The sequence below is a fragment of the Enterobacter sp. 61D5 genome, from assembly GCF_034107965.1.
Lineage (GTDB): Bacteria > Pseudomonadota > Gammaproteobacteria > Enterobacterales > Enterobacteriaceae > Enterobacter > Enterobacter cloacae_M.
On sequence record NZ_JAWNFK010000008.1, the window covers coordinates 102,781 to 125,643 of the forward strand.

The 22,863-nt window shown below is 59.7% G+C and carries 24 protein-coding genes, 1 tRNA gene and 1 pseudogene; 11 read left to right on the plus strand and 15 right to left on the minus strand.

Features of this window, described 5'->3' with window-relative positions:
• Positions 1–43 precede the first annotated feature (43 nt).
• The 6 genes from UTM25_RS09400 to UTM25_RS09425 form a co-directional block, all read right to left on the minus strand.
• The gene (locus UTM25_RS09400) at positions 44–880 is read right to left on the minus strand and encodes an alpha/beta fold hydrolase (protein ID WP_194400005.1); all 837 of its coding nucleotides are present in this window, start codon (positions 878–880) and stop codon (positions 44–46) included.
• Positions 881–1,135: 255 nt separating this feature from the next.
• On the minus strand, positions 1,136–1,354 hold the full coding sequence (locus UTM25_RS09405) for an acyl carrier protein (protein WP_008499867.1): 219 nt from the start codon (positions 1,352–1,354) through the stop codon (positions 1,136–1,138).
• A 17-nt stretch (positions 1,355–1,371) separates the two neighbouring features.
• Positions 1,372–2,805, minus strand: coding sequence for an AMP-binding protein (locus tag UTM25_RS09410; RefSeq protein ID WP_047061520.1), 1,434 nt, complete (start codon positions 2,803–2,805; stop codon positions 1,372–1,374).
• Positions 2,802–3,920, minus strand: a complete 1,119-nt coding sequence (locus UTM25_RS09415; RefSeq protein WP_029739922.1) for an MBOAT family O-acyltransferase — start codon at positions 3,918–3,920, stop codon at positions 2,802–2,804. The genes UTM25_RS09410 and UTM25_RS09415 overlap by 4 nt, the downstream gene beginning before the upstream one ends.
• 9 nt (positions 3,921–3,929) lie before the next feature.
• Positions 3,930–4,052: a hypothetical protein gene (locus UTM25_RS09420; RefSeq protein ID WP_265095227.1), complete on the minus strand. Its 123-nt coding sequence runs from the start codon at positions 4,050–4,052 to the stop codon at positions 3,930–3,932.
• On the minus strand, positions 4,049–5,185 hold the full coding sequence (locus UTM25_RS09425) for a D-alanyl-lipoteichoic acid biosynthesis protein DltD (protein WP_194400006.1): 1,137 nt from the start codon (positions 5,183–5,185) through the stop codon (positions 4,049–4,051). Before UTM25_RS09425 ends, UTM25_RS09420 begins: the two co-directional genes overlap by 4 nt.
• A gap of 276 nt (positions 5,186–5,461) precedes the next feature.
• Here UTM25_RS09425 and UTM25_RS09430 point away from each other — a divergent pair.
• Positions 5,462–5,549 (plus strand) — tRNA-Ser (locus UTM25_RS09430).
• A gap of 43 nt (positions 5,550–5,592) precedes the next feature.
• Here the strand turns inward: UTM25_RS09430 and UTM25_RS09435 are convergent.
• Genes UTM25_RS09435 through hpxO form a run of 3 tightly spaced genes read right to left on the minus strand, consistent with a single transcriptional unit; the run spans position 5,593 to position 8,746 of the window.
• On the minus strand, positions 5,593–6,528 hold the full coding sequence (locus UTM25_RS09435) for a PDR/VanB family oxidoreductase (RefSeq protein WP_194400007.1): 936 nt from the start codon (positions 6,526–6,528) through the stop codon (positions 5,593–5,595).
• 11 nt (positions 6,529–6,539) lie between these two features.
• Positions 6,540–7,574, minus strand: a complete 1,035-nt coding sequence (hpxD, locus tag UTM25_RS09440) for a molybdenum cofactor-independent xanthine hydroxylase subunit HpxD (RefSeq protein WP_194400008.1) — start codon at positions 7,572–7,574, stop codon at positions 6,540–6,542.
• Between the two features lie 17 nt (positions 7,575–7,591).
• Positions 7,592–8,746 (minus strand): FAD-dependent urate hydroxylase HpxO, encoded by a 1,155-nt coding sequence (gene hpxO, locus UTM25_RS09445; RefSeq protein WP_194400009.1) that lies wholly within the window; start codon positions 8,744–8,746, stop codon positions 7,592–7,594.
• Positions 8,747–8,985: 239 nt separating this feature from the next.
• On the opposite strand from hpxO, the gene uraD reads away from it, so the two are divergent.
• The gene (gene uraD, locus UTM25_RS09450) at positions 8,986–9,486 is read left to right on the plus strand and encodes a 2-oxo-4-hydroxy-4-carboxy-5-ureidoimidazoline decarboxylase (RefSeq protein ID WP_194400010.1); all 501 of its coding nucleotides are present in this window, start codon (positions 8,986–8,988) and stop codon (positions 9,484–9,486) included.
• Complete coding sequence (gene uraH, locus UTM25_RS09455) at positions 9,483–9,806, plus strand: hydroxyisourate hydrolase (RefSeq protein WP_194400011.1); 324 nt, start codon at positions 9,483–9,485, stop codon at positions 9,804–9,806. The genes uraD and uraH overlap by 4 nt, the downstream gene beginning before the upstream one ends.
• Here uraH and guaD read toward each other — a convergent pair.
• Positions 9,786–11,105: a guanine deaminase gene (gene guaD, locus UTM25_RS09460; protein ID WP_194400012.1), complete on the minus strand. Its 1,320-nt coding sequence runs from the start codon at positions 11,103–11,105 to the stop codon at positions 9,786–9,788. The two genes, uraH and guaD, sit on opposite strands and share 21 nt — an antisense overlap.
• Positions 11,106–11,204: 99 nt before the next feature.
• Complete coding sequence (locus tag UTM25_RS09465; RefSeq protein WP_194400013.1) at positions 11,205–12,701, minus strand: NCS1 family nucleobase:cation symporter-1; 1,497 nt, start codon at positions 12,699–12,701, stop codon at positions 11,205–11,207.
• A 144-nt stretch (positions 12,702–12,845) separates the two neighbouring features.
• Between UTM25_RS09465 and UTM25_RS09470 the strand changes: the two genes are divergently transcribed.
• The 3 genes and pseudogenes from UTM25_RS09470 (at position 12,846) to puuE (ending at position 15,253) form a co-directional block, all read left to right on the plus strand.
• Entirely contained in the window at positions 12,846–13,562 is a 717-nt protein-coding gene (locus UTM25_RS09470) for a GntR family transcriptional regulator (RefSeq protein WP_010429412.1), read from the plus strand.
• Positions 13,562–14,436, plus strand: a pseudogene (gene hpxA, locus UTM25_RS09475) (allantoin racemase). The gene UTM25_RS09470 and the pseudogene hpxA overlap by 1 nt, the downstream one beginning before the upstream one ends.
• Positions 14,354–15,253, plus strand: coding sequence for an allantoinase PuuE (gene puuE / locus UTM25_RS09480; protein ID WP_233469386.1), 900 nt, complete (start codon positions 14,354–14,356; stop codon positions 15,251–15,253). Before hpxA ends, puuE begins: the two are co-directional and overlap by 83 nt.
• 49 nt (positions 15,254–15,302) lie before the next feature.
• Here puuE and hpxZ read toward each other — a convergent pair whose 3' ends face one another.
• From hpxZ to hpxW, 4 genes are read right to left on the minus strand one after another with little or no spacing between them, the layout of a single operon-like run.
• Entirely contained in the window at positions 15,303–15,689 is a 387-nt protein-coding gene (gene hpxZ / locus UTM25_RS09485) for an oxalurate catabolism protein HpxZ (protein ID WP_194400016.1), read from the minus strand.
• Positions 15,686–17,083, minus strand: coding sequence for an AtzE family amidohydrolase (locus UTM25_RS09490; RefSeq protein WP_194400017.1), 1,398 nt, complete (start codon positions 17,081–17,083; stop codon positions 15,686–15,688). Before UTM25_RS09490 ends, hpxZ begins: the two co-directional genes overlap by 4 nt.
• Positions 17,080–17,268, minus strand: coding sequence for an oxalurate catabolism protein HpxX (gene hpxX, locus UTM25_RS09495; protein WP_194400018.1), 189 nt, complete (start codon positions 17,266–17,268; stop codon positions 17,080–17,082). Before hpxX ends, UTM25_RS09490 begins: the two co-directional genes overlap by 4 nt.
• Positions 17,269–17,278: 10 nt before the next feature.
• Positions 17,279–18,862 carry an oxamate amidohydrolase gene (hpxW, locus tag UTM25_RS09500; RefSeq protein ID WP_194400019.1) on the minus strand — a complete coding sequence of 528 codons (1,584 nt, stop codon included), beginning with the start codon at positions 18,860–18,862 and terminating at the stop codon, positions 17,279–17,281.
• 143 nt (positions 18,863–19,005) lie between these two features.
• Here hpxW and hpxU point away from each other — a divergent pair, with 143 nt between their 5' ends.
• The 5 genes from hpxU (at position 19,006) to UTM25_RS09525 (ending at position 22,863) form a co-directional block, all read left to right on the plus strand.
• Positions 19,006–19,845 (plus strand): MurR/RpiR family transcriptional regulator HpxU, encoded by an 840-nt coding sequence (gene hpxU / locus UTM25_RS09505; protein WP_320714683.1) that lies wholly within the window; start codon positions 19,006–19,008, stop codon positions 19,843–19,845.
• 191 nt (positions 19,846–20,036) lie between these two features.
• On the plus strand, positions 20,037–20,819 hold the full coding sequence (locus UTM25_RS09510; RefSeq protein WP_194400020.1) for a transporter substrate-binding domain-containing protein: 783 nt from the start codon (positions 20,037–20,039) through the stop codon (positions 20,817–20,819).
• A 4-nt stretch (positions 20,820–20,823) separates the two neighbouring features.
• Entirely contained in the window at positions 20,824–21,489 is a 666-nt protein-coding gene (locus UTM25_RS09515) for an amino acid ABC transporter permease (protein ID WP_194400021.1), read from the plus strand.
• Entirely contained in the window at positions 21,489–22,145 is a 657-nt protein-coding gene (locus tag UTM25_RS09520) for an amino acid ABC transporter permease (protein WP_071884868.1), read from the plus strand. The genes UTM25_RS09515 and UTM25_RS09520 overlap by 1 nt, the downstream gene beginning before the upstream one ends.
• Entirely contained in the window at positions 22,126–22,863 is a 738-nt protein-coding gene (locus tag UTM25_RS09525) for an amino acid ABC transporter ATP-binding protein (protein WP_194400022.1), read from the plus strand. The genes UTM25_RS09520 and UTM25_RS09525 overlap by 20 nt, the downstream gene beginning before the upstream one ends.

Below are 22,863 nucleotides of genomic sequence, written 5' to 3' on the forward strand. Positions count from 1 at the left end.
TAACCTGGGGTTTTTCTTTTTACGTGAATCTCAAACCTGACGTTTATGAGCGGATAAAGGCCAGGATGTCCGCGTTAATGGTATCCGCGTGCGTGGTATGCATCCCGTGCGGGAAGCCCGGATAAATTTTCAGTACGCTGTTCGCCAGCAGCTTGTCCTGCAGCAGGGCAGCATTCTTATACGGCACGACCTGATCGTCGTCGCCCTGCATCACCAGAACGGGAACCTTGATGGTTTTTAGATCCTCCGTCTGGTCGGTTTCTGAAAACGCCTTAATCCCCTCATAGTGGGCCTTGGCGCTGCCGATCATGCCCTGACGCCACCAGTTCTGAATCGTGCCCTGTGAAACGTCCGCGCCATCCCGATTAAAGCCGTAGAACGGACCGCTGGCGATGTCGAGGTAAAACTGGGCGCGGTTAGCCGCCAGCGCTTTGCGGAAGCCGTCGAAAACCTCGATGGGCGTTCCTCCGGGGTTACTGTCCGTTTTGACCATCAGCGGCGGGACGGCGCTGACGAGCACCGCTTTGGCGACGCGCCCCTGCGGTTGTCCGTACTGCGCAACATAGCGGGCGACCTGGCCGCCGCCGGTGGAGTGACCGACGTGCACGGCATTGCGCAGATCCAGGCTTTCCACCACGGCCGACGCGTCGGCCGCATAATGATCCATATCGTGGCCTTCACTCACCTGGTCCGAACGCCCGTGACCGCGACGATCGATAGCGATAACGCGATAGCCTTCTGCAAGGAAGAAGAGCATCTGGTTATCCCAGTCATCGGCACTTAGCGGCCAGCCGTGGTGGAAAACAATGGGTTGAGCCTCTTTTGGACCCCAGTCTTTGTAGTAAATATTGACGCCATCTTTCGTTGTTACGAATGCCATACCGCAGACTCCTCTGTTAAAGGCAAAACGTTCCCGGGCTGAGCGCACAGCGAATCATTAATGCCTTAATTAAGTTGGCTTTTTCTGTTTCCCGTACCGACAGTACTACTAAAGTGTAGGAGAAATAATAAAAGCAGTCGGTTTCATTCCTGTGAAAGGGAGCAGGAGAGCGTTCAGGGGGAGGGGGAGGGGGAGGAATGAAGGCTCTGGAGCGATCCTACAGAGCCTTCAGGGCTGCATTAACAGCAGGGGCGTTTAGCGGTTTTCTTCAATATAGCGGGCCAGGTCCGCCGGGGTTTTTAGCACCGTCGCTACGTCAGTTGGCGGGATCATGCAACCGTAAACGTCCTGCACTTCCAGCACCATATCGACCGCCAGGATGGAGTCGAGAATGTCGGATTCAATCAGTTCATCGTGAAAGCCCACCTTACGGGATAACACTTTTTCGAACAGGGCGAGAATTTCTTGTTCCATAATTTTTCCTGGAGTCATTAATTTGTGCGGGCGTAAGCGTCCAGCAGCTTGCGGTCAATTTTGCCGTTAGGATTCAGCGGCAAAGCGTCTTTTACGATAATTTGTGAAGGCACCATATAGTGCGGAACCACCTTCGACAGCGACGTTTTGATGGTGTCCGGCGCCATATCCGTCACGCAGAACGCGGCAATGCGCAGCACGCTGCCGCAGGATTTCATCAGCGGCAGAACCACCGCTTCGTTGATGCCGGACATGGCCAGCAGGCGGTTTTCAATCTCGTTGATTTCAATACGGTAACCGTTCAGTTTGACCTGGCTGTCGTTGCGGCCCTGGCAGTAGATCAGCCCCGCTTCATAGCCCAGATCGCCGGTACGGTAGCCGCGAAACGCTTCATCTTCCCGACGGAGTAATTTCGCCGCGTTCTCCTGCGGCAGGCCGAGATATCCGCGCATGACGTTTTTACCCCAGATAATCAGCTCGCCGTCGGCGGAAATTTCCATTTTGCTCTCAGGCATCATGACCCCCACCGGCAGCACGGCGCTGTCGCTGTTGAGGATCGCATCCGTGATTTCAACCACGGTCGTCGCGATCGTCGCTTCCGTAGGGCCATAGGAGTTAATGATTTTGGCCTGCGGGAAGCGGCGGCGAAGCTGTTTAACCAGCGCCTTATTGAGCACTTCACCAATGAAGATAAAGACGTTGAGCGCGGGCAAATACTCGCTGTTGAACTGCGGGGAAAGCAGCTGCTGGTAAGCAAAAGAGGGGGTGGAAACCCAGGCGGAGACCGCGTTGCTTTTCAGTCGCTCCAGCCAGTTCTCTTTCTGAATGTCTTCTTTGGCGTTCAGCACGATGTGTCCGCCCATCGCCAGATTCGCCAGCAAAGGGATCAAGGAGAGGTCAAAGCTGAATACCGCGTGGTTCATCAGGACCGGTTTTTCCGGCAGTGAAAAGTCCTGGCTGACCCATTTCATGAAGTGCCATACGCTTTCACGTCCAATCTGCACGCCTTTAGGTTTACCTGTGCTGCCTGAAGTAAACATGATGTAGGCCAGATCCTGCTCCTCCAGTACCTTGCCCGGTTCCCCGGTGGCGATGAACTGCCGGGTCGCGACGTCGTAATAGTAAGGGGCGCTGGCCAGATGGCAGATCTCCCGAAGGCGCTCCTGCGGATAGATGCAGTCCACCGGGATGTACGGAATGTTGTGCAGCAGGCAGCTATAAATCGCCACGGCGAACTCGGCCTGCTGGTGTCCGTACAATACGACCGGCGTACCGGCAACAGGCTGGCAGCGCTGATAGCGCTGCGCCCAGTCCGTCACGGCAGCGGAAAGCTGTAGCCAGCTTAAGGCTTCGTCGCTGCCGCTGATGGCCAGCTGCTGCGGGGAGGCGGGATCGCACAATGCCGCACGTAAGAAATCCTGCAATTCCTGAAGATCGGAGTGATTTTTCATAGAGGTGACATTCCACTAAAGATGTAAAGGGATCCCGCGGCGCTTCCCAGCGTCAGAATTCGCCCTAAAAACGCAACGGCCGGATACTGCAGGCCGCGGTGCAATGCCGGGCTGCGTTTGGCTGACCACAGCAGCATGTTGTGAGCGACGGAAATCGCGCCAAACAGCGCGCCGCTGATGACGTAATGGCGTTCCAGTCCATTCCATGCCCCCATGCAGAATAAGGTGCAAAAAATACCGATATTTTGCGCCAGCGTTTTGTTCTGACGGAAAAAGTTGAATTTCATCAGGTTCATATAAACGGGCATAAAGACCACATCGCGCAGCCATTCAGACAGGCTGATGTGGAAGCGGCGCCAGAAATCCTGCGGATTCTTTGCCAGAAGCGGCATGTTGAAGTTTGCCGGAATATTGAGTCCAAACAGGCGGCCTGCGCCGATGGCCATATTGCTGTAGCCCGCAAAATCAAAGTACAGGTAGGTGCTGTAGGCAATCGACATCACCACGCCCACGGTCAGCGTAAACGGTTTATGGCTCCAGGGCTGCACGACAAGCGAATCAATCAGCATGGCAAACAGGAACTTCTGGACAATGCCGGTAATGATTTGCTCTAACGCGACTAAAAACTGTTCACGGTTAAGGGCAAATACGGGCTTGCTGACGTCACTCATCCATGTCCGCCAGCGGTACATTGGGCCGGCCAGGATAATAAAGGGCATAAACAGATAGCAGAAATAGTGCAGGAAATTCTGACCTTCTTTTTTACTGCGATAGAGCAGCACGTCCAGCGCGCGGAACGTCATAAAAGAGAGGCCGATCATGCCCCAGTGGTTATTTAAATGTAATTTCACCAGCAGCAGCGGCAATAATGTCAGAACGACCGCCTGCCACGTTTTTAACCATCCCTTCTCTTTTAGCGTGGCAAAAACATAAAAGCTGAAAAAAACGGCGACGGGGACAATATAATCACCCTGAAATATATATCCCCATCCCAGCGCCGTCAGAACAGAGAGCGCAGATAACCAGGTTAGACGATGGCGTAATACGCGATTAACCAGCGCAAACGCCAGCGCGGATGAAAATAAATAAACAAAGAACATTCCTGAGCTGTACATCATTCGGCCTCAGAACTTTTGATATTCAAAATGCAGCTGCATACTCATGCTGTCATCGACAGAGGTCCACGCGACGATGGTGATCGCCAGCAGGAGATAAAGTAAAAAAAGACGGAGCGCGATTTTCATCATTTAAAACTCTGTGCAATAAAGCGAATCATAGGAACCCAGGCCAGTTCGGAAGGGTGCAAACGATCCCAGTTCCAGCCATTCTGATAAGGCATGGCGTACATATCTAAATAAGGGATCTGGTTCTTTTCCAGAATGGTTTTAATTTGTTTATCAACCGGGCGGAAGGTATCGGTATTGTAAAGCGCCCAGGGGTTAACCGGGTCGACGATAGCAATCACCTGCACGTGGTGTTCTTTAAGCAGCTGGACGGTTTTACTGAAGGCGGCGATTTGCGCAGGCACGACCGGCGTATCATCCCACTGCTGCCGCGCACTGTCCTCCTCGTAAATCGTTTTGTCCATCCACAGGGTGGCCGCGCTCTGCTGGCGTTTTTTATTTAACTCGCGCGCATTCGCCAGCTCTTTGTCCCAGTCGGGGGCAATGTGGGCGGCTGGCTGCTGCGGCCAGGGCTGTACCGTCTGGGGCGTGACGTTGAGCAGCGCCAGCCAGTCGTTTTTTATCAGGGTGCAGACGTTGGCAAACTGGAAGCTCAGCTCGTCCCACATCAGATCGGGGTGCCAGCCAAAGACGCGCATTTGGCCAAAGGTTAAATGGCTTATTTCTTTACTATCAATATGCTTTAAATAATTAACCAGCAGCTGGCGCGCCTGCGGATCCTTCATCAGTGGATTAAAAATAGAGCCGGGAAAATTATCGGCATAGATAGCCGGTGGCAGCCCTTTCGAGTAAAAGCTGTCAGGTGCCAGAAGCAGAACAACTTTACTGTTTGCGTTAAGGCTATTTTTAAAACGTGAGAACAGTAAAAATTGCGTTTCATCATCGACGAATGCATCGCCATACGCTACGACGGGTTTGTGCAATTGCTTATTAAAGTAATTATATACAGCGTAATGTTCATCTTCTGAGGTGGCAACCTCAGATGCGCCAATGAAGAAAATAGCATTCCCTTCTAAGGCATGGGAAATAGTCGCAATTTTTTCCGCTTGTTCTTTAGGCGTGCCCGCCATTGATTTAATCAGCGGCTGGAAGGTGAGGGGCGGATTGAAGCTCGTCACCAGCGGGTGAACACAGAGGAACAAAATGGCCAGGGTCGCCATCAGGATATGTAAGCAAAGCGTATTTTTGATTTTCATCATCAACCAGTAACACTGCATGGCAGTAATTTCTAAATCTGTGGGGACTCAGATTTATAACAATTACACAACAAATGACCGTTTATTTTTGTGGCATTCTATACCAGAGCGATTTAAAAGGATGAGCGTTGCTGTGTAACGGTATGTACAAGGGGGCTGTGACCGATTTGCGGCAAGCGTCTGGGTGATTTTTGCGCAGTCAAACGCCGGTGGGTAAAAATAGAAAAATTCCTGCTTTACAAGGTGCTAATAGATGTTTATAGTGCGCCTCACTTTGGAAGCGTGGCCGAGCGGTTGAAGGCACCGGTCTTGAAAACCGGCGACCCGAAAGGGTTCTAGAGTTCGAATCTCTACGCTTCCGCCAAATTCGAAACCCTGCGATAGCAATATCGCAGGGTTTTTTCGTTTTACAACGCAATCACCAGTTCCCCGGAATGGCTTCGAGAACAGCACAGCGCCACCTGCTGGTCCGTCCCGCCTTTTTCCGCCTCCGACTGCACGCTATCCCGATGATCCACCACGCCGTCAATCACCGGCGTCAGGCACGCCCCGCAGATCCCCATTTCGCATGACAGCGGTACGTCCACGCCATTTTCCTGTAATACCTGAGCGATGGTCTTATCCGTGGGCACCGGCCAGCGCTCCCCGGTCGAGGCGAGTTTGACCGTAAAGATCTCGCCTGCGTCACCGCGTGCGGCAGGGGCCGCAGGCTGAAACGCCTCGCAGTGAAGATGGCCATCATCCCATCCCCTGGCCGTCGCCACGTCTCGCACTTTTTCCATAAACCCTGCCGGGCCGCAGATCCAGGCGTGAAGACCTGCCTCAGCCGCCGGGAGATGTTCTGCCAGAGCCGTGCGCGGGCTGGCGGTATCAATGTGGCACTCACCGAACAGGGAGAGTTCGCGCGCAAACGCCGCGCTTTCGCGGCGTTTGACGTAATAGTGCAGCGTAAACGGCGTTCCGGCCGCCTTCAGCTGCAGGGCCATTGCATACAGCGGCGTAATGCCAATGCCTGCCGCCAGCAGCAACACCCGCTCAGACTGATGCAGCGGAAACAGATTGCGCGGAGCAGAAATCGCTAATATCTGCCCGGGTCGCAGCGTCTCGTGAACGTAGCGCGATCCGCCGCGCGAGGCGGTTTCCCGGCCCACGCAGATAAGATAGCTCTCGTCTCCACATGCCCCGGTAAGGGAATACTGGCGCACCGCGCCGCAGGGCAAGTGCACATCAATGTGCGCGCCGGGCTGCCACGCCGGCAGCGCGTTACCGTCTTCAGCTACCAGCCTGACGGCGAGGCTTTTATCGCCCTCGCGCCACAGCCCGTCAACAATTACGCTCAGCATATCGGCCTCCGTCAAACGAGGAAAAATTCGCCAAAGCCCATCTTCTTCAGTCCCCGACGGTAGGCAATTGAGCTTTTATCGGCGGGAATATGGGCTTCCAGCGTCAGGTCCAGCGGCAGACTTTCCGGACGCTGGGTTTCGACCATCAGGCGATCCTCTTCAAAAATGCGCAGGTTAAAGGCATGCACATCCTCCACCGGAATATGCAGGTCAAAGTTACGCGCGATAGGGGCGAACATGCGGGTGACGCGCGATGATACCGGCGACGCGGCGTTCATGATGACCAGTCGCGATTCTCCCGGAAAATGAATCGTCAGGGTGGCGGTAAACGGCAGATGCATTTCAAAATGGCGCAGCCACTGAAACCCTTCTGGCGCCTGCACGGGTGAACTGGCGGGATAGTTGCTCACGGAGCTCCAGTAATCGGCAACAAAACCGAACGGCGTCTCCTGCGGCTGATAGGTGGGGACCAGCTGATTATTGGGGTCGGCAAAGGTATCGGTGTGGATCCAGGCAAAGTGCGCCACGTCCAGAAACCCCTCTACCTGACGACCGGCAAAGCCGTTCACTTCAAACGCCGGGCAGTTGATCTGCTGAAATCCGTCGTCATCCCAGTGCGGCATGGTGGGCAGCGGTACAGGATTGTCCAGGTCAAACGCCAGGCAGGTCCAGATCAGGCCGAAGCGCTCCTCCACGGCGTAGTTAATCAGGTTCAGCTTCGCCGGAACGGGCTGGTCGGGGCTGGACGGAATACGGTTGCAGCGCCCGTCCTCCCCAAAGCGTAAGCCATGATAGGGGCAGATAATTCCGTGCTCATCGTGAAAGCCGAGCGTCAGCGGCACGCCGCGGTGCGGGCAGACGTCACGGGCGACCACGACCTGGTCGTGGATCCGGTAAATCACCAGCTGTTCGTCCAGCAGGGTCGCTTTGACCGGCGCCGGGCCGACGTCGCAGGCGCGCGCGACCGGATGCCAGCATTTCGCCAGGCGCAGCCAGTCCTCTGGCTCAAACGTGCAGTGGGCGGGTGGAGTCGGTTCTCTTTTCATCGTTGTCCCTCTTGCGTTCAGCCTAACGGGCCGCCCTGAATGGTCTCGCACAGACCGTTGATGATGCGCTCCCCGGTCTCCTCTTTCAGCTCCTGATACCAGGCCTGCGTCAACGCCATGTCTTTACCGTGGGTGACGTCGCAGCGTTTACGCGCCTTCAGCACCAGGTCGCGCACCCGGTCGCAGCGCAGCGCTTCGTACTGCCGCAGCGCCAGCGTGATGCTGTGGTTTTCGCGCAGGCATTCTCCCAGCACAACGGCGTCTTCCATCGCCGCACAGCCGCCCTGGCCGATATCCGGCGTGGTGCTGTGCGCGGCATCGCCGAGCAGCGCGACGTTGCCGCGCACCAGGCTGTCGAACGGCTCAATGTCGTGTATTTCAATGCGGTTGGTCGTTTCAGGATCCAGCGCCGCGATAAGCTTCTGCACCGGCGGCGCCCAGCCGCGGAAGTAGCCCGTGAGATCGGCGCGCAGGGTGGTGCGATCCTCCGCCAGGCCCGCGGGCAGCGGTACGTCAAAAAAGAAGTAGAAGCGTCCGCCGGAGACGGGCATCAGCGACACGCGTTTGCCTTCGCCAACGAAGGTGGTCCACTGGTGCGCCGGGGCGATCTCTTCGTCAATCTTCACCAGCCCGTTCCAGTTCACGTACCCGGCGTAGCGGCGCTCCGGGGTGTATCCCAGCACATAAGGGCGAACCGCCGAGTGGCTGCCGTCGGCGGCAATCAGGAAATCGCCGGCTGCCGTGGTGCCGTCGGTGAAGGTCACGCTCACGCCCGCGTCGTCTTCATGGACGCGTTCGACGCGCTTGCCGAACTGCACCCTGTCGCGCCCCCAGAAGTCCAGCATTTCGCGCTGAAGTTCAGCGCGCGAGACGGGGCAGGGACGCCCGCCGGTACGCTCAACCAGCGGTGCAAGGCTGAAGCGGGTCAGGGTGTCGCCGCGCCGGTAATCCTTGTAGGCCATAAAACGCATCGGACCGCCGTAGGTCTCGATGATGTCGCCCATGCCGAGGTGCTGCATGCATTTCACGCCGTTAGGCCAGATGGAGATGGCCGCCCCGACGGGCCTGATCTCTTTGACGGCTTCAAACACGGTACAGTCGATGCCCGCTTTCTTCAGCGCGACGGCGGCGCTCAGGCCGCCAATACCCGCGCCAATGACGATTGCTCTCATGCTTATCTCCTTTTGCAGGGTGTAAAGACATTCAGCAATTTGCGTACCAGGCTGCAGAGTAATGAAAACGGCGTTGTGAGGGGGACGTTTGCACTGCTAAGGTGCGCAAACGCGGTGAACGTGCCTTTTTTTGAATCAAAAATTTCCAGTTGAGATATACGGAATCGACTGTTTCATGCCCGCGTTCAGAGTGGCGTGGTTTGTGCAATAACCCGGAGGAAGACAATAAAGGAGATACTATGATCGCACTGCACGACTTCAATCATCTTCCCCACGAAAAGGCTTTAGCGCTGATTCATCCCTGCGTGGCGCTCCCCGAGTGGGCCGATGCTCTGGTTCGCGGACGGCCCTACGCCAGCCGGGACGAATTGTTCAGTACGGCAAACGCGCTGACGCAAAACTGGGACGAAGCGGCGCTGGCGCAGGCCCTGAGCGCCCATCCGCGCATCGGGGAAAAACCCGCAGGTTCACAGGCGGAGGCGGCGCTGTCGCGCCAGGAGCAGGGCGCGGTGAACGATCGCGATGCTGACCTTGCCCAGGCGCTGCGCGAGGGCAATGCCTGCTACGAGGCCCGCTTCGGACGCGTCTTTCTGATCCGCGCGAAGGGCCGCAGCGGCGAGGAGATTTTACAGGCGCTGCACGCGCGGTTGGAGAACAGCGACGCGCAGGAAGTCCGTGCCGCGCTGGAACAGCTGCGGGAAATTACGCTGCTTCGGCTGGAAGGAGTTATTAGCGAATGAGCACACTCAGCACCCATATTCTCGATATCTCGACGGGCAAACCCGCAGAGGGCGTGACGGTCCATCTCGAACGGGAGGGCGAAATCATGGCGACGGGCGTGACCAATGCTAATGGTCGCATCACCGAATTTGTCTCTTTCCTGCCAAAAGGCCGCTATCGGCTGGTGGCGGAGATCGGCGCGTGGTTCAGCGAAACCGGTCGCGACACGCTCTACCCCTGCGCGCAAATTGATTTTGTGACGGGAGAAACGGCAGACGAACACTTCCATCTGCCGTTTGTGATTGCGCCCGGCGGATGGTCAACCTACCGGGGAAGTTGACCACACCCGCTCGCCGTTGACCCAGGTTTCGCTGATGTTGCGCTCGTCGCCGAGGGTCATCAGCACAAAAAGCTGTTCGTAGATATCCTGACAGCGGCGATTGCGCAGGCGCTGCAGCGGCGTTACGTCAGGGTCGATAACCACGAAATCCGCCTCTTTGCCGGGCGTGAAGTTGCCAATCTTATCGTCCAGCCGGAGGGCGTGCGCGCCGCCCAGCGTGGCGTGATAAAACGCCTCGCTGGCGCGCAGGCGGTAGCTCTGAAGCTGGCCGACCTTGTAGGCCTCCCCCAGCGTGCGCAGCATGCTGAAGGTGGTACCCGCGCCGACGTCGGTGCCGATGCCCATCCGCACCCTGTGCTGCCAGCAGGCGGGCAGGCGAAACAGCCCGCTGCCGAGAAACAGGTTAGAGGTGGGGCAAAACGCGACCGCCGAACCGGTGTCGTGCAGGCACTGCCACTCGCTGTGGTGAAGGTGAATCGCGTGGGCAAACACGCTGCGCTCGCCGGTCAGGCCGTAGTGGTGATATACGTCCAGATAGCGCTCGTGCTCCGGCCAGAGGTCGCTCACCCAGGCCACTTCGTTGGGGTTTTCGCTCAGGTGGGTCTGCATCCAGGTATCCGGAAACTCCTCTCTGAGTAAACTCACCGCCGCGAGCAGCTCGGGTGAAGACGTCGGTGCAAAACGCGGGGTAATGGCATACCCCAGGCGTCCCCGGTGGTGCCAGCGCTGGATCAGCGCCCGCGTCTGCCGGTAGCTCTGTTTCGCGTCTTCGCTCAGATAGTCCGGCGCGTGTCTGTCCATCATCACCTTACCGGCGATAAGGCGCATGTTGAGGCGCAGGGCTTCGGTAAACAGCGCCTCGACCGATTCCGGATGCAGCGTGCAAAACACCAGCGCGGTGGTGGTGCCGTTGCTTATCAGCTGGTGAATGAAAAATTCGGCGATCTCTTTCGCGTAGGCTTCATCGGCAAACTGGCTCTCCACCGGGAAGGTGTAGGTGGTCAGCCACTCCAGCAGCTGCTCGCCAAAGGCGCCGATCATCTCCGTTTGCGGATAATGGACGTGGGTATCGACAAAACCGGGCAGCAGTAGCTTGCCGCGCAGGTCGGTATAGCCTTTGTGAGGGTCAAGATACTGCTCGCCCTCCTGCCACGGCATGTGCGCCAGAATTTTCCCGTTCTGTATAAACAGCACCCCGTCCTCAAGATAGCGCGCGTGTTGGGCAATCGCGTCTGCGCTGTCGCATGCCTGGGCAATATCAAAAAATGCGCCGCGGATCGCTGTCTGGTAATCCATCATGGTTCCTGCCTTAGTGTTTGCATAGCGGGGTGATAAGGCGCAGCAAGAACGATGCCAGAATGAACGGGCCGCAGATAAGCTGCGGCCGGAAGGAGGAAGTTACTCTTTTTGCGTCGCCACGCGGGAGCTGAACGACGCCGCGCCTGTCGTCTCGCGATCTTCCCGCGCCAGCCAGCGGTAGGTGACGGCGCCGAGGAAGACGCCGATAAACCAGCTGAAGTTCGCCACCTCATGCAGGGCCGGAATAAAGCTGATCACCAGGCCCACGGCAACGGACGGGATCAGCGCGCCAATGGCTTTCGGGTTAAAGCCGTTGCGGTACCAGTATTTGCCCTTTGGCGTGTCGTCGAACAGATCGTCGACCGACACTTTGCCGCGTTTAATCAGGTAGAAATCGGCAATCAGAATGCCGAACAGCGGGCCGATGAACGCCCCGAGCACGTCCAGGGTGTAGTGGATAAGCTCCGGCGAGTTGAACAGGTTCCACGGTGTGAGCAGGATCGAGCCGACGGCGGCAATCATCCCCCCGGTACGGAAGCTGATTTTCTGCGGCGAGCAGTTAGAGAAATCAAACGCCGGCGAGACGAAGTTCGCGACGATGTTGATCCCGATGGTGGCGGTGATCATCGTCAGCAGGCCAATCGCCACGGCCAGATCGTTGCCTACGCGGCTGACGGTTTCGATCGGGTCGGTGATCATGCGGCCAAACAGCGACTGGGTACCGGAGACAATGACCACGGTGACGATGGAGAACAGCAGGAAGTTAAACGGCAGGCCCCAGCGATTGCCGCGGCGGATCTCGCCCATGCTCTTGCCGTAGCGGGAGAAGTCGCCAAAGTTGAGCAGCGGGCCGGAGAAGTAGGAGACCACCAGCGCCGTTGCGGTGATCATCTGCCATGTCTGCTCGCCCGCGCTCAGGGATTTGCTGGCGAGGGTAAAGGAGATCCCGTCAAAACCGGTCTTGTATACAATCCAGCCGGCGAGGGCCAGCATCACCACGTAGACCGCCGGACCGGCGATATCAATAAAGCGCTTGATGGCGCTCATGCCGTGCCAGAAAACCATCGCCTGCAGTACCCACATAATGGCAAAGCAGATCCAGCCGAGATGCGACAGGCCCAGGAACGCGCCTGTGGTAAGCGAAGAGAGCGACGGCCAGAACTTCAGCGCCACCAGCATCAGGGCGTTGGCGGCCAGATAGGTCTGAATGCCGTACCACGCGAAGGCTATCAGCCCGCGGATCACCGCCGGAATATTGGCTCCGAAGACGCCAAACGCCTGACGGCTGATCACCGCGTAGGGCACGCCCGCCATCTGGCTCGGTTTGGCCACCAGGTTGGCGCACAATTGCACGATGCAAATCCCCACCAGCAGGCAAAGCAGCACCTGCCAGCTTGCCAGCCCGAGCGTAAAGAAGCTCGCGGCGACAACATAGCCCCCCATGCTGTGGACGTCCGACATCCAGAACGAAAAGATGTTGTACCAGCTCCAGTTCTGGTCACGCGTCGGTGCCAGATCCTCATTGCAAAGACGTGGGCTGTAAACCGCACCGGAATCAGCGGCCGTACCCTGCTGCGCGTTTTGACTGTTTGGCATGAAACCTGCTCCTGTGAATGAAACCCCGTTGAGTGGGAGTGCAGACGGTGTTGCAGGATCCAGGCCAAAATAATAAATCTTGTATGCAATATTTTATTTTTATGTATACGATTCGATAACGAAGAGTAAAAAACGGAGTGGTGAATGAACAACATAAACGCCCTGCAGACCGCGCCAGACCTGCATGACAAAGATGAATCGATCTTTCAGGCGCTGATGACCGCGATAGTCGAACATCAGCTTCTGCCGGGGAGCAAACTGCCGGAGGAGGCGCTAGCCGAGGTCTTTGGCGTAAGCCGCACGGGCATCCGCAAGGTGCTGCAGCGACTCGCGGCTGTGCAAATGGTCACCCTGACGCCCAAGCGTGGTGCACACGTCGCCAGCCCGACGGTGGAAGAGGCGCAGCACATCTTCCGCACCCGCGCCCTGCTGGAGGTTGCCAACCTGCCGGACGTGCTGGCCCGCTGCCAGCCGCCGCACCTTGCCGCGCTGGAGGCCATTATTCGCCAGGAGCAGCAGGCGCACGAGGCGTACGACGGCCCGGCGGCGATTCGCCACTCCGCCAATTTTCACATTCAGCTGCAGGCCATCTCCGGCAACCAGGTGCTCACCGAGATGGTGACCGGCCTGAGCCAGCGCTCCTCGCTGGTGATTGCCACCTGGGGCGCGCCGTGGCGTCAGGGCTGCCGCTGCAACGATCACGAACAGCTGGTGGATCTGCTGCGCCAGAAGGCGCTCCAGCCGCTAAGCGATGCCTTAATGCACCATTTTGAACATATCGTCGCCAGCCTCTGCTTCGAGCGGGCGGGCGAGTGTCTGCCTGATTTTGCCCGGCTGTTTGCCGGCCATAAGGAGTCGTAATGTCCTCTGTCTGTATACAAGTGATCAACCCCAACACCAGCCTCGCGATGACGGAAACCATCGGCGCGGCGGCCCGCGCGGTGGCGGCGCCGGGTACGGAGATCCTCGCGGTCTGCCCGAGCGCGGGCGTGCCGTCTATAGAAGGCCACTTTGATGAGGCCATCGCCGCCGTCGGTGTCCTGGAACAGATCAAAAAAGGCAGGGAGCAGGGCGTGGACGGCCACGTCATCGCCTGCTTTGGCGATCCGGGTCTGCTGGCGGCGCGCGAGCTGGCGCAGGGGCCGGTGGTGGGCATTGCGGAAGCCGCCATGCATATGGCGACGCTGGTGGCGACGCGCTTTTCGGTGGTCACCACGCTGCCGCGCACGCTGATTATTGCCCGTCATCTGCTGCACCAGTATGGCTTTCACGATCGCTGCGCGGCGCTGCACGCTATCGATCTCCCGGTGCTGGCGCTGGAAGACGGCAGCGGTCTGGCGCAGGAGAAGGTGCGTGCGCGCTGTATACAGACGCTGAAGGAGGACGGCTGCGGCGCCATCGTGCTGGGCTGCGGCGGCATGGCGACGCTGGCGCAGGAGCTGACGCGCGAGCTGCGCGTGCCGGTCATCGACGGCGTCAGCGCGGCTGTGAAGATGGTGGAATCGCTGGTGGCGCTGGGGCTGTCGACCAGCAAGCACGGGGATCTGGCGTACCCGGAGAAAAAAGCGTTAAGCGGACAGTTTCAGGCACTGAATCCATTTTAATTTTTGGGGGTGGCAATGGGGCTTTTTGAACAGGATTACCCGCGGGATCTGCGCGGCTACGCGGGCAACCCGCCGCACGCGCGGTGGCCGAATCAGGCGCGCGTCGCCGTGCAGTTTGTGCTCAATTATGAGGAAGGGGCGGAGAACCACGTTCTGCACGGCGATGCCGGATCCGAGCAGTTCCTGTCGGACATCATCGGCGCGGCCAGCTACCCGGATAAACACATGTCGATGGACTCCCTCTACGAATACGGCAGCCGCGCCGGGTTCTGGCGGATCCACAGTGAATTTCAAAAGCGCGGCCTGCCGCTGTCGGTCTTTGGCGTGGCGATGGCGCTGGCGCGTCACCCGGAGATCGTCGAGGCAATCAAGGCCGCGGATTATGACGTGGTCAGCCACGGCTGGCGCTGGATCCATTATCAGAATATGGACATCAGCCAGGAGCGCGAGCATCTGCAGAAAGCGGTGCATGTACTGACCGATCTGTTTGGCAAGCCGCCGACGGGCTGGTACACCGGACGCGACAGCCCTAACACGCGTCAGCTGGTGGTGGAGCACGGTGGCTTTGACTACGACAGCGACTACTATGGCGATGATTTACCCTTCTGGACGGAAGTGGCGTGCGGCGACGGCACCCGCAAGCCGCACCTGATCGTGCCGTATACGCTGGATGCGAACGACATGCGCTTCGCGACCGCACAAGGGTTTAACACGGCCGAGCAGTTTTATACGTATCTGAAGGACAGCTTTGACGTGCTGTACGAAGAGGGGGAAAGCGCGCCGAAGATGATGTCAATCGGCATGCACTGCCGCCTTCTGGGGCGTCCGGGGCGTTTTCGCGCGTTGCAGCGGTTTCTTGATTATGTGCAGCAGCATGAGCGGGTGTGGGTCTGTACCCGCCAGCAGATTGCCGACCACTGGCGGGAAGTGCATCCGTTTCAGAAGTAATGTGTCGTGTTTAGCCGGGTGGCGGTTGCGCCTTACCCGGCCAGCTATCTTACGACATCACACTCACCTGCGCCGCCACGATCCGCCACCCGTAGGCAAACCGCACCCACGTCTGCTGCTGGCGGCCAATGCGCTCCGTGCTCTCGCGGGTAAACTCGGTGCTGCACACGGCGTAATCCTCACCGAAGGTGGTGATCACGGTGTGGCGCAGCGTCCGCTGCAGCCCGACGGGCGGGCGCGCCGCGCGAAAGGCGCGGATTTCATCAATCCCGTACAGGTTTTCACCCGCTCCCAGACGCACCGTGTTTTTGTCATGCCAGAACAGCTCGTCCAGCACCGCAACGTTGTTGCTGACCAGCGCGTCTTCATAGCGGTAAAACGCGTCGGTCACCTCGGCGACTACCCACGGCAGGTTAATGTCATCATGATTCATCATGCGGCCACCTCCGCCGGGCGGGCATCGGTGATGCCGCTTTCTTCCAGCACGCGCGCAACGCGCAGGCAGGCCTGCTCGTTAAACGGCGCGGCAATCAGCTGCAGGCCAATCGGCGCACCCTGCGCTGTGCGCAGCGGAACGGTGGTCACGGGCAGGCCTAAAAATGAAATCGGCTGGGTCAGCATCCCCATGCTGGCGCGAATGGGGAGCGGCTGACCGTTAATCTCCATGGTCTGCTCACCCGCGAGCGTGGCGCTGCGCGGCGTTGCCGGGGCGATCAGCACGTCGGCCTGCGCGAACAGGGTTTTAAACGTCTGCCGGGCGTGCGCGCGAAACCGCTGGGCCTGAATATACCAGGCGGAGGGGATCATCGCGCCTGCCAGCAGCCGTTCGCGGGAGTGCGGTTCAAAACGCTCGGGCTCGCGGCGAAGCGCGGGCAGGTACTGGTTTCCCCCTTCGGCGGCGCTGATGATAAACGCCGCGGAGCGCGCCAGTTCGGCGTCCGGGAACTGCAGCTCATCCTGCACGTCGAGCGCCTTCGCCACCCGCGCCACGGCGTCTCTGGCATCCGCATCGCACCAGGTGGTGAAGTAGCCGCCGAGCACCGCGCAGCGCAGGCCGTCAAGCCCGCGGTCGAGGAGGGGACGCGTCTGCTCGCGCGAGCTCTCTGCCTGAAAAGCGTCGCTGCTGTCCCGGCCCTGCAGCGCGTCGTAGACGGACGCCAGATCGCACACGCGGCGGGCAAAGGGGCCGATATGATCGAGGCTCGCGACAAACGGATGGCTGCCGGATCGCGACAGGCGGCCAAAGGTGGGCTTCAGGCCATAGATGCCACACAGGGAGGCCGGAACGCGAATCGAGCCGTTGGTGTCGGTGCCGAGCGAAAAGTGCACCAGCCCGGCGGCCACGGCGGCGGCCGAGCCTCCGGACGACCCGCCCGCAATGCGCGCCAGATCGTGCGGGTTACGCGTCGTGCCGTAGTGGCTGTTTTCGGTAGTAAAGCCGTAGGCGTAGGCGTCCATGTTCACCATCCCGGTCAGCAGTCCGCCCGCGCTGCGCAGCTGGCGCACCGCGAAGCTGTCAGCGGCCGCGGCAGGACGCTGGCTGAACAGCTCTGCCCCGGCAAGGGTGGTGTGACCGACCACGTCGAACAGGTTTTTTACCGCGTAGGGCACGCCCGCCAGCGGCGGCAGGGGACGCTTCTCGCGGCGCAGGGTGTCGATGCTCTCGGCTTCGGCGAGCATGCGTGCTTCCGTTACGGCGGTCCAGGCACCGATCTGCGGATTCACGCGCGCAATCGCCTCCAGCGTCTGGCTGGCAATCTCGCGAGCGCTCAGCTCGCCCGCGCCCAGCGCATGCTGGATCGCGCTGATACTCATCTCGTGTAGCCTCATGCTTTGTATACTCCTGCGATCTCCAGACGGTCGTCGAGCGGCAGCGCCATCAGCGGGGCGGCCATGCTTGCAATGCGGCTGAACTGCACCTGCAGCTCGGCGCGACGGGTGTCGTCCAGCGTCACGCCGAGCACGGTTTCCATTTGCGCCAGATACGCGTGCCAGTCGGGTTGGTGTGTCGTCATTGTTTTCTCCTCAGAATCCGGCGGCCGCGCCGTTGCTGCGCGGGTCAAATGCTCCTTCGAACAGGCCGTTCGGGTGGCGGACAATCGCGCCCGCGTGGCCCATCGCTTCACTAAAGTCAGGGAACATTTCCACCTCGTGACCCAGCGCCCGGAGCTGAGAGACCGTCTCAGCAGTAAAGCGGCCTTCCAGTTTTAACGTGTCCGAGGTTTGTCCCCAGGTGCGCCCCAGCAGCCAGCGCGGGCGGGAAATGCTCTCCTGCAGTGGCACGCCCTGAATCGCGTAGCGGGTAAAAAGCGCGGCCTGGGTTTGCGGCTGGCCGTCGCCGCCCATCGATCCGTAAACCATCACGCGCCCGTCCTTAAGACGCGCCGCCGCCGGGTTCAGGGTATGGAAAGGCTGCTTGCCCGGCGCGAGGGCCAGAAGACTAGCGGGATCGAGGCTGAACGATGCCCCCCGGTTCTGCCAGACGATGCCGGTGTCGGGCAGCACCACGCCGCTGCCGAACTCGTGATAGATACTCTGGATAAACGACACGGCAAGCCCGCTGTTATCCATCACTCCCATCCACACCGTATCGCCGGGGCCTTTTCCGGTGCCCCACGGCGCGGCGCGGCCGTCGTCAACCCTGTCGGCAAGCGCCTGCAGCGCGGCGGGATCCAGCAGACCCTGAATATCGGTTTTCAGCTCGCGCGGGTCGGTGATGTGGGCATCGCGCAGGCCAAAGGCCAGCTTGGTGGCTTCAACGATGCGGTGAATGGTGTCGGCGTCGTCGGCCTCGGCCATGTTCAGGCGGTCGGTGATGCCGAGTATCGCCAGCGAGACCAGCCCCTGCGTCGGCGGGGCGTGGTTAAAGATCTCCCCCTGCTGATGCTGCAGCCTCAGCGGCGCGGTGCGCCGGGCGACGTGCGTGCGCAAATCGGCCAGCGTCACGGGCAGGCCCAGCGTCTCCATGCCGTGCGCCAGCACGTCCGCCAGCGGGCCGCGGTAAAAGCTGTCCAGACCGTCCTCCGCCAGGCGCGTCAACGTCGTGGCCATGGCGGGCTGGTAAAAGCGGCTCCCGACCTCTGGCGGCTTGCCGTCCACCAGCCAGGTTTCCGCGAAGCCGGGGATGTCCTTCAGCTCGTCGAATTTGCTGGCCGTGGCATAGGCCTGCGAGGCCGTGACCGGCGTGCCGTTCTGCGCATAGTCAATGGCGTCGGCCAGCAGGCGGGCCAGCGGCAGCGCCTTGCCGGTCATCTCGCGCGAGACCTTCAGCGCCTCGTCCCAGCCGCTCACCGTGCCGGCGACGGTCAGCGCCGCGCGGGGGCCGCGGTGGGGAATATGCGCCAGCCCGTCGTAGGCGGCGAGCGTTGCGCGCGATCCCGCCGCGCCGCTGGCATCAATGGCGACAGGGTCGCCTTCCGGCGGCACGATAAGCCAGAAGCCATCGCCGCCCAGCCCGTTCATGTGCGGGTAAACCACGGCAACGGTGGCCGCCGCGGCGACCATCGCCTCTATCGCGCTGCCGCCTTCGCGCAGCACCGCCAGCGCGCTCTGGCTGGCAAGATGGTGGGGCGCAACGGCCATGCCGTGCGTGGAAACATTACTTTGCATGAAGAGTCCTCGTAACTCTGAAAGTCACAAGGTGCTGCAAAAGCTGTTCCAGTTCTGAAAGAAAAGTTTCAGTAAACTGGCACGTATAATGAATACGCATAATAAAAGGTACAATGTGATGAAACAAAAGTTACAGAGGCGCTATGGAACAACTGGATGAACGTCTGAAAGCACAGTACCCGTCGCTGTCGCCGCAGGAGCAGCGGGTGGCGGACTTTATTTTCGACCATTTTGATGACCTGATTAGCTACAACAGCGCCGAGCTGGCGCAGCTGAGCGGGGTGTCGAAGGCCACGGTCAGCCGTCTGTTTAAGCGTCTGGGCTATGAGAAATATAAGGACATGCGCGACGAGCTGCGCACCCTGCGCCAGAGCGGGATGCCGCTCACCGATAACCGCGACGCGGTGCAGGGGAACACGCTGCTGGCGCGCCACTATAAGCAGGAGATGGTGAACCTGACCCAGTGGGTCAATGCCCTCGACGCGCAGCAGTTTGCCGACGCCATGGCCTGCATGGTGAAGGCGCGGCGCATCGTCATTATCGGCATGCGTAACGCCTATCCGGCGGCGCTGCACCTGCGTCAGCAGCTGCTGCAGGCGCGCGGTCAGGTGCTGGTCCTGCCGCAGCCGGGGCAGAGCCTGGGCGAAGAGCTGGTGGATTTAACGCCGGAAGATCTGGTGGTCATGATGGCCTTTCGCCGCCGCCCGCGCATCATCCGCCCGCTGATGCAGCAGCTTCAGAGCAGCGGTATTCCGGTGCTGCTGATGTGCGAGCCGCAGGCGCACAGCCTGTTTCCGCTGGCGAGCTGGCAGCTCTGCGCCCCGCTGGACAGCGTCTCGGCCTATGACAGCTACTCCTCGGTCAACAGCCTGATCAACCTGCTGGCGAACGCTTTCCTGCATGAGATTCTCGATAAAGGCCGTCCGCGCATTCACGAGATTGCCTCCCTCTACCAGCAGTTGGACGAACTCGAACAACGATAATGGGGCATCAGGGTGGTGCTTTGCATTAAAATGGTGCATGTGGCAAGTCGGGAAAATGCTCGTTTTTTCGACCCATCCCCGTTTTATCAGGCTTTACAAGAATATTTCCCGCTTCGCCCTATCTGGCACATTAGTTGCAAAATCACATTCAAAGAATCTTTTGTTTCATGTTAACGTTACGGGGAAGCACCATGAAAAAATTGTTGATTGCACTGGCCGGGGCCGCATGTCTCTTCACACAGCTGCCGGCAAAGGCTGACCAGCTTCAGGATATCGAGAAGCGCGGCACCATCCGCATTGCCGTTCCGCAGGACTTCCCGCCGTTTGGCTCGGTGGGGACCGACCTGCAGCCGCAGGGCTATGACATCGACATGGCGCGCTATCTGGCCAAACAGATGAAGCTCAAGCTACAGCTGGTGCCGGTGACCAGCGCCAACCGCGTGCCGTATCTGCAAACCGATAAGGTGGATCTGGTCATTTCAAGCCTCGGTAAAAACCCGGAGCGCGAGAAGGTGATCGACTTTAGCCGCGCCTACGCGCCGTTCTTCCTCGGCGTGTTTGGTCCGAAAGGCGCCGAGCTGAAAGATGCCGCCGCGCTGAGCGGAAAAACCATCGGCGTGACGCGCGGGGCGGTGGAGGACATGGTGCTGACCGGCCTGGCTCCGAAAGACGCGGACGTGAAGCGCTACGAGGATAACAACACCACGCTCTCCGCCTACCTCTCCGGACAGGTGCAGTACGTGGCAACCGGCAACCTCGTGGTGGCGGCCATTTCGCGCCAGAACGCGGATAAAGCCCCGGTGCCGAGCTTTATGCTGAAAGATTCGCCGTGCTTTATTGGCCTGAAGAAAAACGAACCGGCCCTGAAGGAAAAGGTGGATGCGCTGATTGAGCAGGGCATCAAGGACGGCACGCTGAACGGCCTGTCTGAGCAATGGCTGAAGGCCCCGCTGCCGGCAAACCTTGGCGCCTGAGCCGATGACTGAGCAACTTGATTTCTCCGCGCTCTGGCCGCACTGGCCGGAGCTGCTGGCAGGGCTGTGGGTCACCGTTCAGCTGACGGTGATGGCGACCGTCGGCGGGCTGGCGATAGGGATTTTCGGGGCGGCGATCCGCAGCGGACGCAAAACCTGGTTCAGCCGGATCTGGGGCGGCTACGTGGAAATTATCCGCAACACGCCGTTTGTGGTGCAGCTGTTTTTCATCGTCTTCGGCCTGCCGAATCTCGGGCTGAAGATGACGGCCGGGGAAGCGGCGCTGCTGGCCATGGTGGTGAACCTGGGCGCCTACAGCACAGAGATTATCCGCGCGGGCATTCAGGTCACGCCGAAAGGGCAGTGGGAGGCCGGACGCGTGCTGGGGCTGACCCGCCTGCAGACCTTTATTCGCGTGGTGTTGCCGCCCGCGCTGCAGCGCATTTACCCGGCGCTGGTGAGCCAGTGCATTATCGTGATGCTCGGCTCGTCTGTGGTGTCGCAGGTCTCGTATGAAGAGCTGACCTTCGCCGCTAATCTGATCCAGTCCAGAACGTTTCTGAGCTTTGAGGTTTATCTGGTGACAACCGGGATTTACTTAGCGCTGTCGATTACCCTGCGCCAGCTGATGATGGCGGCGGGACGCAAATGGCTGGGGGTGCAGGCATGATGACCACCTTTACCGACTGGGACATTATTCGCAACCTGCTGCTGGCCGGACGCTGGACGGTGCTGCTGTCGCTGGTGGCGTTTGTCGGCGGGGCGGCGGTGACGCTGCCGCTCCTGCTGCTGCGCCTCACGGGCGGGCGTACGGTCAGGCGCATCATCCGCGGCTATATTGAGCTGTTTCAGGGCACGCCGCTGCTGATGCAGCTGTTCCTGGCCTTCTTCGGCGTGGCGCTGTTCGGCATCGACGTTTCGCCGTGGACCGCCGCCTCGCTGGCGCTCACCTTCTACACCAGCGCGTTCCTGCTCGATATCTGGTTTGGCAGTATTCGCGCCCTGCCGAAAGGGCAGTGGGAAGCGTCGCGCTGTCTGGGGCTGACCTTCGGCCAGACCCTGTTTCGCGTGGTTGCCCCGCAGGCTCTGCGCATCGGCATCGCCCCGACGGTCGGCTTTGCCGTGCAGGTGATCAAAGGCACCGCCCTGGCGTCGATTATCGGCTTTATCGAGCTGACTAAGGCCGGGACCATGCTGACCAACGTGACGTATCAGCCGTTTAAGGTCTTTGCGCTGGTGGCGCTGGGCTACTTCATTCTGTGTTACCCGCTGTCGCGCTACAGCCGCTATCTGGAGACGAAATTCAATGCCTCTCATCACCATTAATCAGGTGCAGAAATACTACGGCGATAACCACGTGCTCAAGGGCGTCGATCTGGATATCGACATGGGCCAGGTGATCTCCATTATCGGACGCAGCGGATCGGGCAAAAGCACGCTGCTGCGCTGCATCAACGGACTGGAAGGCTATCAGGACGGCAGCATCAAGCTGGGCGGCATGACCATTACCGACCGGGATTCTCAGGCGCGCGAAATCAGCCGCTCGGTCGGGATGGTGTTCCAGAGCTTCAACCTGTTCCCGCACATGACGGCGCTGGAAAACGTGATGCTCGCCCCGCGTCGGGTGCTGAAGAAAAGCGTCGCCGAATGCCGCGAGCTGGCGCAGCGCATGCTGGAGAAAGTGGGCTTAGGCGATCGTCTGGATTACTACCCGTCGAGCCTCTCCGGCGGCCAGCAGCAGCGCGTGGCGATTGCCCGCGCGCTGGCGATGTCGCCTAAAGTTTTACTCTGCGACGAGATCACCTCCGCGCTCGACCCGGAGCTGGTGGGCGAAGTGCTTAAGGTGCTGGAGCAGCTGGCAGCCGAGGGGATGACGCTGATACTTGTTACCCATGAAATGAATTTTGCCCGCGAAGTGGGCGACCGCGTGGTGTTTATGCACCAGGGGAAAGTCTGGGAGCAGGGCGACAGCAAAACGCTGTTCGCTAACCCGCAGACCACGGAACTGAAGCAGTTCATCTCCTCCGTGCGCGGCCTCAACTGA

Excerpts from the sequence above, each read along its gene's own strand:
- UTM25_RS09400 (WP_194400005.1), bottom strand. The coding sequence starts at position 880 with ATGGCATTCGTAACAACGAAAGATGGCGTCAATATTTACTACAAAGAC.
- UTM25_RS09405 (WP_008499867.1), bottom strand. The coding sequence starts at position 1,354 with ATGGAACAAGAAATTCTCGCCCTGTTCGAAAAAGTGTTATCCCGTAAG.
- UTM25_RS09410 (WP_047061520.1), bottom strand. The coding sequence starts at position 2,805 with ATGAAAAATCACTCCGATCTTCAGGAATTGCAGGATTTCTTACGTGCG.
- UTM25_RS09415 (WP_029739922.1), bottom strand. The coding sequence starts at position 3,920 with ATGTACAGCTCAGGAATGTTCTTTGTTTATTTATTTTCATCCGCGCTG.
- UTM25_RS09420 (WP_265095227.1), bottom strand. The coding sequence starts at position 4,052 with ATGATGAAAATCGCGCTCCGTCTTTTTTTACTTTATCTCCTGCTGGCG.
- UTM25_RS09425 (WP_194400006.1), bottom strand. The coding sequence starts at position 5,185 with ATGAAAATCAAAAATACGCTTTGCTTACATATCCTGATGGCGACCCTG.
- UTM25_RS09435 (WP_194400007.1), bottom strand. The coding sequence starts at position 6,528 with ATGCTGAGCGTAATTGTTGACGGGCTGTGGCGCGAGGGCGATAAAAGC.
- hpxD (WP_194400008.1), bottom strand. The coding sequence starts at position 7,574 with ATGAAAAGAGAACCGACTCCACCCGCCCACTGCACGTTTGAGCCAGAG.
- hpxO (WP_194400009.1), bottom strand. The coding sequence starts at position 8,746 with ATGAGAGCAATCGTCATTGGCGCGGGTATTGGCGGCCTGAGCGCCGCC.
- uraD (WP_194400010.1), top strand. The coding sequence starts at position 8,986 with ATGATCGCACTGCACGACTTCAATCATCTTCCCCACGAAAAGGCTTTA.
- uraH (WP_194400011.1), top strand. The coding sequence starts at position 9,483 with ATGAGCACACTCAGCACCCATATTCTCGATATCTCGACGGGCAAACCC.
- guaD (WP_194400012.1), bottom strand. The coding sequence starts at position 11,105 with ATGATGGATTACCAGACAGCGATCCGCGGCGCATTTTTTGATATTGCC.
- UTM25_RS09465 (WP_194400013.1), bottom strand. The coding sequence starts at position 12,701 with ATGCCAAACAGTCAAAACGCGCAGCAGGGTACGGCCGCTGATTCCGGT.
- UTM25_RS09470 (WP_010429412.1), top strand. The coding sequence starts at position 12,846 with ATGAACAACATAAACGCCCTGCAGACCGCGCCAGACCTGCATGACAAA.
- hpxZ (WP_194400016.1), bottom strand. The coding sequence starts at position 15,689 with ATGATGAATCATGATGACATTAACCTGCCGTGGGTAGTCGCCGAGGTG.
- UTM25_RS09490 (WP_194400017.1), bottom strand. The coding sequence starts at position 17,083 with ATGAGGCTACACGAGATGAGTATCAGCGCGATCCAGCATGCGCTGGGC.
- hpxX (WP_194400018.1), bottom strand. The coding sequence starts at position 17,268 with ATGACGACACACCAACCCGACTGGCACGCGTATCTGGCGCAAATGGAA.
- hpxW (WP_194400019.1), bottom strand. The coding sequence starts at position 18,862 with ATGCAAAGTAATGTTTCCACGCACGGCATGGCCGTTGCGCCCCACCAT.
- hpxU (WP_320714683.1), top strand. The coding sequence starts at position 19,006 with ATGGAACAACTGGATGAACGTCTGAAAGCACAGTACCCGTCGCTGTCG.
- UTM25_RS09510 (WP_194400020.1), top strand. The coding sequence starts at position 20,037 with ATGAAAAAATTGTTGATTGCACTGGCCGGGGCCGCATGTCTCTTCACA.
- UTM25_RS09515 (WP_194400021.1), top strand. The coding sequence starts at position 20,824 with ATGACTGAGCAACTTGATTTCTCCGCGCTCTGGCCGCACTGGCCGGAG.
- UTM25_RS09520 (WP_071884868.1), top strand. The coding sequence starts at position 21,489 with ATGACCACCTTTACCGACTGGGACATTATTCGCAACCTGCTGCTGGCC.
- UTM25_RS09525 (WP_194400022.1), top strand. The coding sequence starts at position 22,126 with ATGCCTCTCATCACCATTAATCAGGTGCAGAAATACTACGGCGATAAC.